Here is a 12369-nt window from a genome sequence, read left to right as displayed (position 1 = left end):
CAGGCACGGTACCTCGGATCCGGCAGCGTGATGCCTGCCGGGAGCCGGGCCGATACTGTGGATTGATGGCAACCCCTGATTTCCCGGCCCGGCCCGCAGATCGACGCCGGGCGGTCCTGCAGGAACCCCCGCTGAGCTACCGGTTCACCCGGGCCGACGGCGCAGCGCTGGGCTACTACGTTGCGGCGCTGCTGCTGTTGACCGTGACGCCTGCGGCCCTCGCAGTCACCACCGTCATCCCGGATCCAGTCCTGGCCTCCTATGCGGTGAACTTTACGTTCTACCTGGTGGGTGCGGTCCTGGCCTTTGCCGCCGCCCGCAGCTATGTGGTGCGTGAGACCCGGATCCTCGCAACCCGGCCGTGGCTGACCCTGGGCGTCATCCCCTTGAGCGTGATCGCCATGCTGGTGGCGACAATGATCCTGGTCCTGCTGACCGGTCCGCCGCAGACCGCCGTCAACCAGGAAGCTGCCCAGAGCCTGCTGGTCTCCGTGTCCCCGTGGCTGGTTGTTCCGTTGTTTGTGGTGCTGGCACCGTTTGTGGAGGAGTACATCTTCCGGCACCTGCTGATTGGCAAGCTGTCCCGGCGGTGGAATCTCTGGGTGTGCTGCCTGCTCTCGCTCCTGCTGTTCTCCGGTATCCATGTGGTGGGGGAGGCCGAGTTTTCCCTGCCCGTGCTGGTGCCGTACCTGGCGATGGGAGCGGTGCTGGTGGGCGTCTACGTCTGGGCCGGGAACAACTTCATGCTCTCCTACGCCGTGCATGCCGCCAAGAACCTGCTCGCCGTGGTGATTACGTACTCCGTACCGGTGGAACTGCTGCAGCAGTAGCGCGCGCAGACCTTCAGCGCAGTTCGGACACGATGATCGCCGTTGTTCCGGGTTCCCTGGCGGCAAAGACATGCGGTGCATCACCGCGGTACACCAGATAGTCCCCGGGCTCCAGCAGGACGGCGTCCGTTTCGGGGCCGACGTCGGCGGATCCGGTCATGAGGACCACGTGCTCGATGGTGCCTGGCTGGTGGGGGGCGGACCGCCGTGCCTCGCCGGGCTCGGCCTTCACCAGGTAGAGGTCCCGCCGTGCCCCTGGCGGGCAGGCGGAGAGGAGCGACGCGTTGTAGCTGGCCTCCGCAGCGGGAACCTCCTGCCCTGCATGGGCCCTGACCAGGGTTGGCCCGGCCGTGCCGGGGTCCACGAGCACCGAGAACGGAAGCCCGAGCGCATCGCTGAGGGCCCAGAGCGTCTCAACCGTGGGGTTGCCCGCTCCCGATTCGAGCTGGGACAGGTTCCCCTTCGAGACACCCGCCCGCCGGGCCAGCTCGGCTGCACTCCAGCCCAGGCGGAGCCGCTCCCTGCGGACTGCTTCACCGATGCGCTGTCGAAGTTCTGGATCTGCCATTCGTTCACTATACGAAACTATGCGCAGGAGTTGACGAACCCGGAACGTGCGTTCAGTATATCGAACATGAGTTCATTCAAGACAGGCACTTCGGTACGGAACGCCCTGGAGATGGGTTCGATCGCGGCGGCGGTGCTGCTCGTCGGCGTCTCCTATGGGGCGCTCGCCGTCCAGGCGGGCTTTCCTCCCTGGCTGACCATTGCCCTTGCGGTCACCGTCCTGGCTGCCTCCGCCGAACTGCTGTTCGTGGGCGGCCTGCTCGCCGAGGCGTCACCCCTGGTTGCTGCCTTAGGGGCACTGCTGATCAACCTGCGCAACGGCGTGTACGGGTTTGCTGCCTCCCGGTACCTCGGGAAGGGATGGACGCGCCTGGCGGGTGCCCACCTGGTTAATGATGAGACGGTCGCCTACGCCTCGCGGGCGGACGGTCCGGCAGCACAGCGGAGGGCCTTCTGGGGGTTGGGTGGAGCGGTCCTGTGTGCCTGGCCGCTGGGGGCCGGGCTGGGAACGGTTCTTGGGCATGTGGTCGCGGACCCGGCCGCGCTTGGACTGGATGCTGTTTTCCCCACCGTCCTGCTGGTCATGCTGTTGGGGAAGCTGCGGGACCGGCGGACGGCACTGACCGTGGCCGGCGGAGCGGTGATCGCCGTCGCGGCTGCGCCGTTGGTCCCCGGCGGAGTGGCGCCCATGCTGGGACTGGCAGCACTCGCCCTGATGCTTCCCGTTCGGGGGTGGCATGGTGGACGCTGAGCTGCTGGTGGCCTGCGCGGTGCTGGCCGGTGCGACCTACCTGGTGCGGTTGGCCGGGGTGACCCTGGGGCAGCAGGACAGCTTTCCGGAACCTGCGGACCGGACGGTTGATGCAGCCATCGCCGTGGTGCTGGCCGCCGTCGCCGCCACCTCAACCCTCTACGACGGTGATCAGCTGGCCGACTGGCCGAGGGCGTCCGGCGTACTCGCCGGGGCGGCTGCTGCGGCGCTCCGGTTGCCGCTGATTGTGGTTCTCCTGGCGGCGGGAGGCACGGCGGGAGTGCTGCGGCTGCTTAGCTGATGCAGAACTCGTTGCCCTCTGGATCCGCCATCGTGTACCAGGCGTGCGGGCCCTCGGTGGCTTCCCAGAGGAACTTCGCGCCCCGGGCCTCGAGGTCCGCGCGGACAGCATCTTTGTTATCTCCAGCCAGCCGGATGTCGAGGTGGACCCTGTCCTTGACGGTTTTCGGTTCCGGGACCGGTTGGAAAAGGATCCGCAGGGGAGGCACCGGGGATCCCGGCGGAACCGGCTGCAGGACGGCGGAACCGCCGCGCCACATCCGGACACCGTTGTGCTCGATGAGGTCATCCGGTGAGGCGAAGCCTTTGCTGAGCATTTCGTCGATGAACTCCTGGTTGGTTTCCTCCACCGGCCAGCCGAGGGTCTCGGCCCACCAGTCGGCCTGGGCATGGGCGTTTTCGCAGTCGATGCAGATCTGGATGTTGTAAGCCATGCAGCCACCGTAGGGCAGTCCGTCCGGGTTCCGGCAGGTAATGCGGACAGCTCCTGTCCGTGAAGGGGTTGCCGGCCGGATCAAGGTGCAGCACCGCAACGGCAGGAGCTAGGCGGGTTTGCTGGCCTTGCCGTCCAGCCAGAGGAGCGCAGATTCGTCGCTGTGGGAGCCCGTGGTGCCAACGTGCTTAGCTTCGATCCGCGGACCCTTCTGGATGACGTGGACCATGGCCATCCCATGACCGCGCCCCAGGCCGTACTCGTCCTTCAGCCACTCGAGAATGGGCCCGGCCTTCACCGCCGGATCGTCGAAACCCTTTGCTGCCGCACGTTGGATCAGCTGGCGCGGCGTGAGTCCGGTTTTAGCTTCGACGGCGTCGAGGTAAGCCTGGAAGGACATGGGATTCCTTTCGGAGCGCGAATGCGGCAAGCCTAACCCCGGGGCGGCGCTCACGGTTCCGTTTCGGGGCATGTCATCAGGTTGACCGGCCGCAAAGTGACGTGGGACGCTAAAGTGAACGATTGGTCGGTAAATCCGGCAGCTGGCTGGGCGGCGAAGCCCGGCGGCAGATATCCAACACTTGGGAGTGACATGGCTGAGGCTTTTCTCGTAGGCGGAGTACGGACCCCGGTGGGCCGCTACGGAGGCGCGCTCTCCAGCGTCCGGCCCGACGACCTTGCTGCACTGACACTGCGCGAACTAGTGGCCCGCGAAGGCCTGGACCCCGCTGTCGTCGACGAAGTCATCCTCGGCAACGCCAACGGTGCCGGCGAGGAGAACCGCAACGTGGCACGCATGGCCGCCCTGCTGGCAGGCTATGGGGACACCGTTCCGGGCATTACCGTGAACCGGCTCTGCGCCTCGGGCCTCTCCGCCATCATCATGGCCTCCCACATGATCAAGGCAGGTGCCGCGGACATCGTCATTGCCGGTGGTACTGAGTCGATGAGCCGCGCCCCCTGGGTCACAGAGAAGCCGACCAAGGCCTTCGCCAAGCCCGGAGCCACCTTTGACACCTCGATCGGCTGGCGCTTCGCCAACGAACGCTTCGTTTCCGGCGACCTTTCCCGGGACGGCAAAATGACCTACTCCATGCCGGAAACCGCCGAGGAACTCGCGTCCACGGACAACATTTCCCGCGAGGACGCCGATGCTTTCGCCGTCCGCTCGCACGAAAAGGCGCTGGCCGCCATTGCCGCCGGCCGCTTCAAGGACGAGATCGTTCCGGTCACTATCAAGGGCCGCAAGGGCGACACCGTGGTGGACACCGACGAAGGCCCCCGCGAAGGCACCTCGATGGAGGTCCTGGGCAAGCTTCGCCCCGTGGTGAAGCCGGGCGGGATCGTTACAGCCGGCAACGCCAGCTCGCTGAACGACGGCGCCTCCGCGATCATCGTCGCGTCCGAACGCGCGCTGAAGGAATTCGGCCTGACCGCCCGCGCCCGGATTGTCGACGGCGCTTCCGCCGGAGTGCCGCCGGAGATCATGGGCATCGGCCCGGTTCCGGCCACCCAGAAGGTCCTGCAGCGCAGCGGCGTCCGCCTGGACCAGATCGGCGCCGTCGAACTCAACGAAGCCTTTGCCACCCAGTCCCTGGCGTGCATCCGCCGCCTGGGCCTGGACGAAGGCATTGTGAACAACGACGGCGGCGCGATCGCCCTGGGGCACCCGCTCGGTTCCTCCGGCTCACGCATCGCCATCACCCTGCTGGGCCGGATGGAACGCGAAGGCGCATCCCACGGCATTGCCACCATGTGCGTGGGTGTGGGCCAGGGAACCGCTATGCTGCTCGAGGCCGTGTAGTGGCTGACTTCACGGATATCGCCTCAGGTTTCACAACGCTCCAGGTCGCCGTCGGTGAGGACCGGATTTCCGCCGTCCTGAACCGGCCCGAGGTCCGCAACGCGATCGACCAGGCCATGGTTGATGAACTGCACGAACTCTGCGCCGCGCTGGAACACGATCCGAAGATCCTGATCCTCTCCGGCACCAACGGTGTTTTCGCCTCCGGTGCGGACATCGCCCAGCTGCGTGAGCGCCGCCGCGAAGATGCCCTGCGTGGTATCAACTCCAGTATCTTCGCCCGGATCGCCAAGCTGCCGATGCCGGTGATTGCGGCGCTGGACGGCTACGCGCTCGGCGGGGGAGCGGAACTGGCCTTCGCCGCCGATTTCCGCATCAGCACCCCATCCGTTAAGATCGGCAACCCGGAAACCTCCCTCGGTATCATGGCCGCAGCGGGCGCCACCTGGCGGCTGAAGGAGCTGGTGGGGGAACCGCTGGCCAAGGAAATCCTGCTGGCAGGACGGGTCCTGAATGCCGAGGAAGCACTGGCAGCCCGCCTGGTCACCGAAGTCCACGACGCAGAGAACCTGCTGGATGCTGCCAACGCACTGGCCGACCGCATCGCTAAACAGGACCCCCTGGCCGTGCGGATCACCAAGTCCGTATTCCACGCACCGGCCGAGGCGCACCCGGTGATCGACACCCTCGCCCAGGGCATCCTCTTCGAGTCCGAGGCGAAGTTCGACCGTATGCAGGCATTCCTGGAAAGGAAGAAAAAGAAATGACAGTTCCTCCCAAAGTCGGTGTCCTCGGCGGCGGCCGGATGGGCGCAGGCATTGCGCATGCGTTCTGCGCAGCCGGTGCCGCCGTCGTAGTGGTTGAACGTGACGACGCCGCCGCCCAGGCAGCCTACGAGCGCGTTGCCGGCAACCTGGCCAAGAGTGTCGAGCGCGGCACCACGTCTGAGCCGCTGCAGGCACTGACTGCGCGGCTAAGTGTGTCCACCGATTATTCAGACTTCGCCGGCTCCGGCCTGGTGGTAGAAGCGGTGCCGGAAGACTTCAGCCTGAAGGCGACGGCGTTGGTGGCGGTCGAGGAACAGCTGGACCACGATGCCTGGCTGGCGTCCAACACGTCCTCGCTCTCAGTCTCCGAGCTGGCGGAAAAGCTGCAGCGTCCCGAAAGGTTCTGCGGCCTGCACTTCTTCAATCCGGTTCCGGCGTCGACCCTGATCGAGGTGGTGCTCGGCAAGCGGACTTCCGAGGAGCTGGCCGCTGAAGCCCGCACCTGGGTTGCCGATCTCGGCAAAACCCCGGTCGTCGTCAACGATGCTCCCGGTTTCGCCAGCTCGCGGCTGGGCGTGGCGATTGCCCTCGAAGCCATGCGGATGGTCGAAGAGGGCGTGGCGTCCGCTGAGGATATCGACGCCGCCATGGTCCTGGGCTACAAGCACCCGACCGGCCCGCTGAAGACCACGGACATTGTAGGCCTGGACGTCCGGCTCGGCATCGCCGAGTACCTGGCCTCCACCCTCGGCCCGCGCTTCGAGCCGCCGCAGATCCTGCGGGACAAGGTGGCCCGTGGCGAGCTCGGACGCAAGACCGGCAAGGGCTTTTTCGACTGGAGCTGACCCTCCCCCCTGGCTGCCTCAACCGCACCAGTTTCGGCAGTGAATCCGGCAGCGCCTACGCTGGAGCCATGGACGCTGCCAGCAACCGGACTGTGGCCTGGGAGGGCGCCGTCAACGCCCGGGACCTCGGGGGCATCCCCGTGGCCGGCGGCCGCAGTATCCTGCCGGGCAGGCTCTTCCGGATGGGGCGCTCCGAGTGGCTCACCGGGCGGGGCTGGCAACAGGCCTACGACGCCGGTGTCCGCACCGTCGTGGACCTGCGGAACGAAACCGAAATCGGCAGGCGGGACACCGACCCGCTGCTGCCGCCGTCGGCCGTCCAGGGAATCGCCGTCCTGAACCGGCCCACCCAGGAAACCGCCGATCCGGAGTTCACCGCACTCACCGGACCGTACATGAACTCCCCGCGCTTTTATCCTGCGAACCTTGCCCGGTGGCCGGAGAAATTCGCAGCGGTCGCCCAGGCCATCGCGGATGCCCCGCCCGGCGGGGTTGTCATTCACTGTTCCGCCGGGCGGGACCGCACGGGCCTGGTCGCCCTGCTCCTGCTGCAGCTCGCCGGCGCAGCACCGGAAGCGGCCGCCGCGGACTATGCGGCCGCAGCCGCCGGAATCAATGAATGGCACCGGCGCCAGACGCAGCCGCGGGAGCGCCCCTTGAACGACACTGAACTCGCGCAACGGATCGCAGCCGCGCAGCAGGAGCTGCTGGCCGTGGCGGAGAACCTGGACGCCCGGGATTTCCTGCTCCGGGCCGGAGCAGACAGCCTGACGCTGGACCGGCTTCGGGCCCGGCTGCTGGGGTGAAGCCGCTACTGCGGAAGGGGGAGCCTGGCCTCAGCCGGGTTCTCCCGGCACAGGGCCAGCCGTTCCGTAGCGGCTAAGTGGAAAAAAGAGCTGCCCGCGGGACTGTTGAAGCCGCCGGGGACCAGCAGCGTTGAGTGCCGGGGGCACCACTGAGCGGTGTCGACGGCGGACACCAGAGCCAGCGCCACCCGTGCCGTGTCCTGGTGCCACATCAGCTGCTGGGTGCCGTCAATGACCAGGGCAATAACGTCGAGTCCGGGGTCGGCGTGGACTTCCACCTCGACCCAGTCGTCGTATTCGGCCAGTGCTGCGGCCGGCAGGGACGGAAGTACCTGGGCCGGGCGCGAGGAAGCGATGCTGCTGATGGGGGAGTCACTGGAGTAGGTCACAGTGTTTGTCCTTCGGGGAGTTGTCCTTGTCCGCACCGGTTAGCGCAGACCGCTTCGTCATCCGAACCACCCGCCGAACAATGGGGTTGGTGTGAGGCCAGTCGGAGCTGTTCCTTGCCCGGCGGTGCCGAACGCGGAGGCCGCATCTCGTGAAGTACTGCAAACAGTAGCGCACCCGGCCCCTGTGGCGGAACCCCCGCTCCCGCCGGGCCAAGTAGATGTAAAAGCATATATGGTGGAGGAGGCGGGTAAACTCCGCCGCACCGATTCAAAGAAGAAGGCATTATGCGTGCAGTTGTATTTGAGAAGTGGCAGACCTTCCCGTCCCTGACGGAGGTCGAAAAGCCGAAGCCGGGCCCTGGCGAGGTCCTGCTGAAGGTGGCGGGCGCCGGTGCCTGCCATTCCGACGTCGCGCTCTATAAGGACTTCGCCGAAGGCTCGCCGGGCTCGATCCCTCCCGCCTTCGTCCTGGGCCATGAGAACTCCGGCTGGATCGAAGAGCTTGGCGAAGGCGTCAGCGGCGTGGAGGTCGGCGGCGCGTACCTGGTCTACGGGCCGGTAGGCTGCGGGCACTGCAAGGCCTGCTCCCGCGGGCAGGACACCTACTGCGAGAACGCCGCCGAGATGCCCTACCTGGGCATGGGACTGGGCCGCGACGGCGGTATGGCCGAATACCTGGTGGTTCCGGTCCGGAACCTGGTCCCGCTGGGCGACGCCGATCCTGTCGCCGCGGCACCGCTTTCCGATGCGGCCCTGACGCCGTACCACGCCATCAAGAACTCCCTGCCGAACCTGGCCGGGGGCGGCAAATACGCCCTGGTCGTCGGCCTTGGCGGGCTGGGACAGATGGCGGTGCAGATCCTCAAGGCACTCACCGGCGCCACGGTGATTGCCACCGATATGAAGGAAGAGGCCATGCGGAAGGCCGAAGCTGCCGGCGCCATCGTGGTTCCCGGCGGCGAGGGCCAGGTGGAACGCATCCGGGAGATCACCGGCGGACGCGGTGTGGATGCTGCGTTCGACTTCGTCGGGGTGGGTCCGACCATCAAGACTGCAGCCGCATCGATGGCACCGCAGTCCCGGTTCACTGTGGTTGGCATCGCCGGCGGGACGTATGAGTGGAGCTTCTTCACCACCCCGTACGAGTCCACCACGACCAACACCTACTGGGGCACCATTGAGGACCTGCACGAAGTGGTGGCCATGTACCGCGCCGGTCAGATCAAGCCCGAGGTGGAGCTCTACAGCATGGACAACGCGCTGGAGGCGTACCGGAAGCTGGAGGCAGGCGAGCTCAGCGGGCGCGCCGTGGTTGTTCCGCACATGAAGTAGCTCTGGAGCACCCAGGACGACGGCGGTGCCCGCGTGTGGCGGGCGCCGCCGTCGTGCTTTGGGGCCAGGCAGGCTTGGGACCGGGCAACCCTCGGTCAGGACGTGGCCGCCGTCAGCTCCTGCCGCGGCAGCCGCCGTGTGAGGGCAGCTCCACATCCGCTGTGAACGCGGCCAGATAGCCGTCGCGGTAGCCGGTGGCGTTCGGATGGAGGTCAAACGGCCCGCCATCGAAGATGATCCACGGTTCGGGCGATCCCACTCCGTGCCCGGAGAACTCGTCCACCACGTCCACAAAGGTCGAGCCCCGTCCCAGCTGCGCGGCCAGGACCGCGTTGAGCTTATCCGTTCCTTCGTTGAAGAGGGCCTGGGCCTGCGGGCTGAGCGGCCCGGGCGTGCCTTCCTCGAACAGGTGCGGATAGCCGGTCAGGACGATCTCCGCCCGGGGTGCCAGCGAACGCAGGCGGCCCAGTGATTCCCGCAGCTGGGCGGCGAGCGTGGTTTCGGCGTAGGCCTGGGCGGCCTCAAGTGCCGGGGCGCAGGTGGCCGGCAGCTCCGGACCGGCGCAGGCCGCGACTACCGCGCCAAACCGGACATCATTGCCGCCAATCGTCACCGTGAGAAGATCGGTTCCGCGTCCGATCAGCCCGCCAGCCGCCAGCGCCTCGATCTGTTCCGGCAGGTCCACCGGGCCCTCGGGTGGCCCTGGGGGAGTGCTGAGTGCCGTCGCACCGGCACAGGACTGGTTCGACACCAAGGCGACGCCGTCGAGCCCGTCCAGCAGTGCTGGATATCCCTCCGCCGTCCGGCCGCACGCATCGCGCACCGCGCCGCCGCCATAGCCTGCGGCATAGGAGTCGCCCAGCGCGGCGTAGTCGAAACTGCGGTCCCGTCCGTGGTGCCAGCTCCGGTGCTGGTGGTCCCGGCCGTGCTGCCACCGCTGGTGTGGTCCCTCGCCGTGCCCGCGGCTGTGCCAGGCGTGCTGCCCGGTGGTGTGCGCGGTGTTGTGCCTCTGGCCCTGGGCGGAGCCGGGTCCTGCAGCCGAAGCCGGGGCAGCGGTCCCTCCGGCAACCAGTCCGCTTCCCACGGCCAGCAGCAATGCCGCCCGGCTCCAGCCGCTCATCCGGTTCCGGCGCATCTCAGGACTCCTTCGTCAGGGGAACAGGCGGTCCAAGCTAGCGCCCGGGCGGGGCACGCGGAACACGAAGTCGAAGAAACCCCACCCGGCAGGAGAAAACGGATTGAGGGCAGGCCGCGGTGGTGTGCTCCAGCGCACTCTCATGTAGGCTGGATTGATTACCGACCGTCCGGTCAGTTATCCGCGCACTTCACCGGAACACCACGCGCTGATCCGCCCCCGGGCCGGACAACGAACGTCCAGAATCGAAAGGGTCCGTCAAAGATGACCTCAACCGCCATAGACGTGCAAGTCGTCCCCAGCTTCGTCCAGGACGAATGGTGGACCCCGGAACGCGGCAGCCTCGCCGCCGCCAACCCGGCCGAAGTCCGGGATGCCAGCACCGGCGAACTCCTGGCCCTGGTGAGCACCGACGGGCTGGACACCGCCGCCGCCGTCGAGCACGGGCGCACCGCAGGCCACCGCGGCCTGGCCGGCCTCACCTTCCACCAGCGGGCGCTGAAGCTGAAGGAACTGGCGCAGTACCTGAACGGCCGCCGCCCGGAACTGTACGAAATCTCCGCACGCTCCGGTGCCACCAAGATCGACTCGCTGGTGGACATCGACGGCGGCATCGGAGTGCTGTTCACCTTCGGGTCCAAGGGCCGCCGTGAACTGCCCAACGCCACCGTGGTCATCGACGGCACCGCCGAGGTCCTGTCCAAGGATGGCTCCTTCATCGGCGAGCACATCTACACGTCCATTCCCGGCGTTGCCGTACAGATCAACGCCTTCAACTTCCCCGTCTGGGGCATGCTGGAGAAGTTCGCCCCGGCCTTCCTCGCCGGCGTCCCGACCATCGTCAAGCCCGCCACTCCCACCGGCTACCTCACCGAAGCCGCTGTGCGGATGATGATCGAATCCGGCATTCTGCCGGCCGGTTCGCTGCAGCTGATCTCCGGGTCCGCCCGTGACCTGCTGGACCACCTGGACTACCGGGACATGGTCTCCTTCACCGGATCGGCGTCGACGGCCAGCAAACTGAAGAACCACCCCAACGTCATCGAGGGCGGCCTCCGCTTCACCAGCGAAACAGACTCCCTGAACGCCTCGATCCTCGGCCCCGACGCCGTTCCCGGCACTCCGGAATTCGATGCCTACGTGAAATCCCTCGTCACCGAAATGACGGTCAAGGCCGGGCAGAAGTGCACCAGCATCCGCCGCGCGATCGTACCGAAGGCTCTGGTGAACGACGTCGTTGCTGCCGCCGCCAAACGCATCGACGAGCGCGTTGTCCTGGGCGACCCGCGCGCCGAGGGAGTCACCATGGGTGCCCTGGCCTCCACCGAGCAGCGCGACGGCGTCCGGGAGTCGGTGCAGACACTGCTCGACGCCGGTGCCGCCATCGCCTACGGCAGCCTCGACGCCCCGGAGACGGTGCACGCCGACGGCTCCCGGGGTGTGGCCGAAAACGGTGCATTCATGGCCCCGGTCCTTCTGACTTGGGAAAACCCCGAGGCACAGGCGCTGCACTCCGTTGAGGCCTTCGGGCCCGTCGCCTCGGTGATCGGCTACGAGGACACGCAGGACGCCGTCAGGCTCGCCGCGCGTGGCGGCGGCTCGCTGGTCGCCACGGTCTGCAGCAATGACCCGCAGACCGTCCGTGAACTGGTTACCGGCATCGCCGGCCACCACGGCCGCGTGCACGTGCTCAACCGCGAGGACGCCCGCAGTTCGACCGGCCACGGCTCACCCGTACCGCACCTGGTCCACGGCGGCCCCGGGCGTGCCGGCGGCGGCGAGGAACTGGGCGGCATCCGTGCCGTCAAGCACCACATGCAGCGCACCGCCATCCAGGGTTCACCGAACATGCTGACCGCCGTCACCGGCGTCTGGCACACCGGAGCGGACCGGAACTTCGACGCGACCCACCCGTTCCGCAAGGACCTGGCCGCGCTGAAGATCGGCGACGCCATGGCCTCGGAACTGCGCGAGGTCACGCTCGAGGACATCACCGCCTTCGCGAACAGCACCGGTGACACCTTCTACGCCCACACCAACCAGGAAGCCGCCGAGGCGAACCCGTTTTTCCCGGGCATCGTGGCGCACGGCTACCTGCTGCTGTCCTGGGGTGCCGGGTTGTTCGTCGAACCCGCTCCGGGACCTGTGCTGGCCAACTACGGCCTGGAGAACCTGCGTTTCATCACTCCGGTGGCCGCGGGCGATTCCATTCGGGTCACCCTCACCGCCAAGCGCATCACCCCGCGGGAGACGGACGAGTACGGCGAGGTGGCGTGGGACGCCGTCCTGCACAACCAGAACGACGAGATCGTGGCGACCTACGACGTCCTGACCCTGGTGGAGAAGGAACGCGCCTAGTCCGCTAATGACACAGTAAAACCCGCCTGGAAATCCAGGCGGGCTTTACTGT

Annotated in this window: 14 protein-coding genes and 1 riboswitch; of the genes, 9 read left to right on the top strand and 5 right to left on the bottom strand. The window is 67.3% G+C overall.

All coding sequences use genetic code 11. The features are described from left to right. The first annotated feature begins 65 nt into the window (after window positions 1-65). Window positions 66-830 carry a CPBP family intramembrane glutamic endopeptidase gene (locus ArtHe_RS11475; protein WP_248316958.1) on the top strand — a complete coding sequence of 255 codons (765 nt, stop codon included), beginning with the start codon at window positions 66-68 and terminating at the stop codon, window positions 828-830. A gap of 13 nt (window positions 831-843) precedes the next feature. Here the strand turns inward: ArtHe_RS11475 and ArtHe_RS11470 are convergent, their stop codons facing one another. Next, window positions 844-1398 carry an XRE family transcriptional regulator gene (locus ArtHe_RS11470; protein ID WP_248316957.1) on the bottom strand — a complete coding sequence of 185 codons (555 nt, stop codon included), beginning with the start codon at window positions 1396-1398 and terminating at the stop codon, window positions 844-846. Between the two features lie 66 nt (window positions 1399-1464). On the opposite strand from ArtHe_RS11470, the gene ArtHe_RS11465 reads away from it, so the two are divergent. Both ArtHe_RS11465 and ArtHe_RS11460 read left to right on the top strand, forming a co-directional pair. Next, complete coding sequence (locus ArtHe_RS11465; protein ID WP_248316956.1) at window positions 1465-2148, top strand: AzlC family ABC transporter permease; 684 nt, start codon at window positions 1465-1467, stop codon at window positions 2146-2148. Beyond that, window positions 2135-2449: an AzlD domain-containing protein gene (locus ArtHe_RS11460; RefSeq protein WP_248316955.1), complete on the top strand. Its 315-nt coding sequence runs from the start codon at window positions 2135-2137 to the stop codon at window positions 2447-2449. The genes ArtHe_RS11465 and ArtHe_RS11460 overlap by 14 nt, the downstream gene beginning before the upstream one ends. Here the strand turns inward: ArtHe_RS11460 and ArtHe_RS11455 are convergent. Together ArtHe_RS11455 and ArtHe_RS11450 are read right to left on the bottom strand one after the other, a co-directional pair. Further along, window positions 2442-2882 (bottom strand): VOC family protein, encoded by a 441-nt coding sequence (locus tag ArtHe_RS11455; RefSeq protein ID WP_248316954.1) that lies wholly within the window; start codon window positions 2880-2882, stop codon window positions 2442-2444. The genes ArtHe_RS11460 and ArtHe_RS11455 overlap by 8 nt on opposite strands. Window positions 2883-2990: 108 nt before the next feature. Next, window positions 2991-3281, bottom strand: a complete 291-nt coding sequence (locus tag ArtHe_RS11450; RefSeq protein WP_248316953.1) for a DUF4287 domain-containing protein — start codon at window positions 3279-3281, stop codon at window positions 2991-2993. A 192-nt stretch (window positions 3282-3473) separates the two neighbouring features. Here ArtHe_RS11450 and ArtHe_RS11445 point away from each other — a divergent pair, with 192 nt between their 5' ends. The 4 genes from ArtHe_RS11445 to ArtHe_RS11430 all read left to right on the top strand — a co-directional run bounded on the left by ArtHe_RS11445 (window position 3474) and on the right by ArtHe_RS11430 (window position 7103). Next, window positions 3474-4685: an acetyl-CoA C-acyltransferase gene (locus ArtHe_RS11445; RefSeq protein WP_248316952.1), complete on the top strand. Its 1212-nt coding sequence runs from the start codon at window positions 3474-3476 to the stop codon at window positions 4683-4685. Next, a complete protein-coding gene (locus ArtHe_RS11440; RefSeq protein WP_248316951.1) occupies window positions 4685-5452 on the top strand; it encodes an enoyl-CoA hydratase/isomerase family protein in 768 nt (255 codons plus the stop codon). The genes ArtHe_RS11445 and ArtHe_RS11440 overlap by 1 nt, the downstream gene beginning before the upstream one ends. Next, the gene (locus tag ArtHe_RS11435) at window positions 5449-6297 is read left to right on the top strand and encodes a 3-hydroxyacyl-CoA dehydrogenase family protein (RefSeq protein WP_248316950.1); all 849 of its coding nucleotides are present in this window, start codon (window positions 5449-5451) and stop codon (window positions 6295-6297) included. Before ArtHe_RS11440 ends, ArtHe_RS11435 begins: the two co-directional genes overlap by 4 nt. A gap of 68 nt (window positions 6298-6365) precedes the next feature. Next, complete coding sequence (locus ArtHe_RS11430; protein ID WP_248316949.1) at window positions 6366-7103, top strand: tyrosine-protein phosphatase; 738 nt, start codon at window positions 6366-6368, stop codon at window positions 7101-7103. 5 nt (window positions 7104-7108) lie between these two features. Here ArtHe_RS11430 and ArtHe_RS11425 read toward each other — a convergent pair whose 3' ends face one another. Then, window positions 7109-7492, bottom strand: coding sequence for a hypothetical protein (locus ArtHe_RS11425; RefSeq protein ID WP_248316948.1), 384 nt, complete (start codon window positions 7490-7492; stop codon window positions 7109-7111). A 17-nt stretch (window positions 7493-7509) separates the two neighbouring features. Next, window positions 7510-7647: riboswitch (SAM riboswitch) on the bottom strand. A 130-nt stretch (window positions 7648-7777) separates the two neighbouring features. On the opposite strand from ArtHe_RS11425, the gene ArtHe_RS11420 reads away from it, so the two are divergent. Further along, the gene (locus ArtHe_RS11420; RefSeq protein ID WP_248316947.1) at window positions 7778-8824 is read left to right on the top strand and encodes an NAD(P)-dependent alcohol dehydrogenase; all 1047 of its coding nucleotides are present in this window, start codon (window positions 7778-7780) and stop codon (window positions 8822-8824) included. A 112-nt stretch (window positions 8825-8936) separates the two neighbouring features. On the opposite strand, the gene ArtHe_RS11415 is transcribed toward ArtHe_RS11420, so the two are convergent. After that, window positions 8937-9959 (bottom strand): SGNH/GDSL hydrolase family protein, encoded by a 1023-nt coding sequence (locus tag ArtHe_RS11415; protein ID WP_248316946.1) that lies wholly within the window; start codon window positions 9957-9959, stop codon window positions 8937-8939. Window positions 9960-10223: 264 nt separating this feature from the next. Between ArtHe_RS11415 and paaZ the strand changes: the two genes are divergently transcribed. After that, window positions 10224-12317: a phenylacetic acid degradation bifunctional protein PaaZ gene (paaZ, locus tag ArtHe_RS11410; protein ID WP_248316945.1), complete on the top strand. Its 2094-nt coding sequence runs from the start codon at window positions 10224-10226 to the stop codon at window positions 12315-12317. Window positions 12318-12369 lie beyond the last annotated feature (52 nt).

Source organism: Arthrobacter sp. Helios, assembly GCF_023167125.1.
GTDB lineage: Bacteria > Actinomycetota > Actinomycetes > Actinomycetales > Micrococcaceae > Arthrobacter_B > Arthrobacter_B luteolus.
This window is presented reverse-complemented; position numbering and strand designations above follow the sequence as displayed.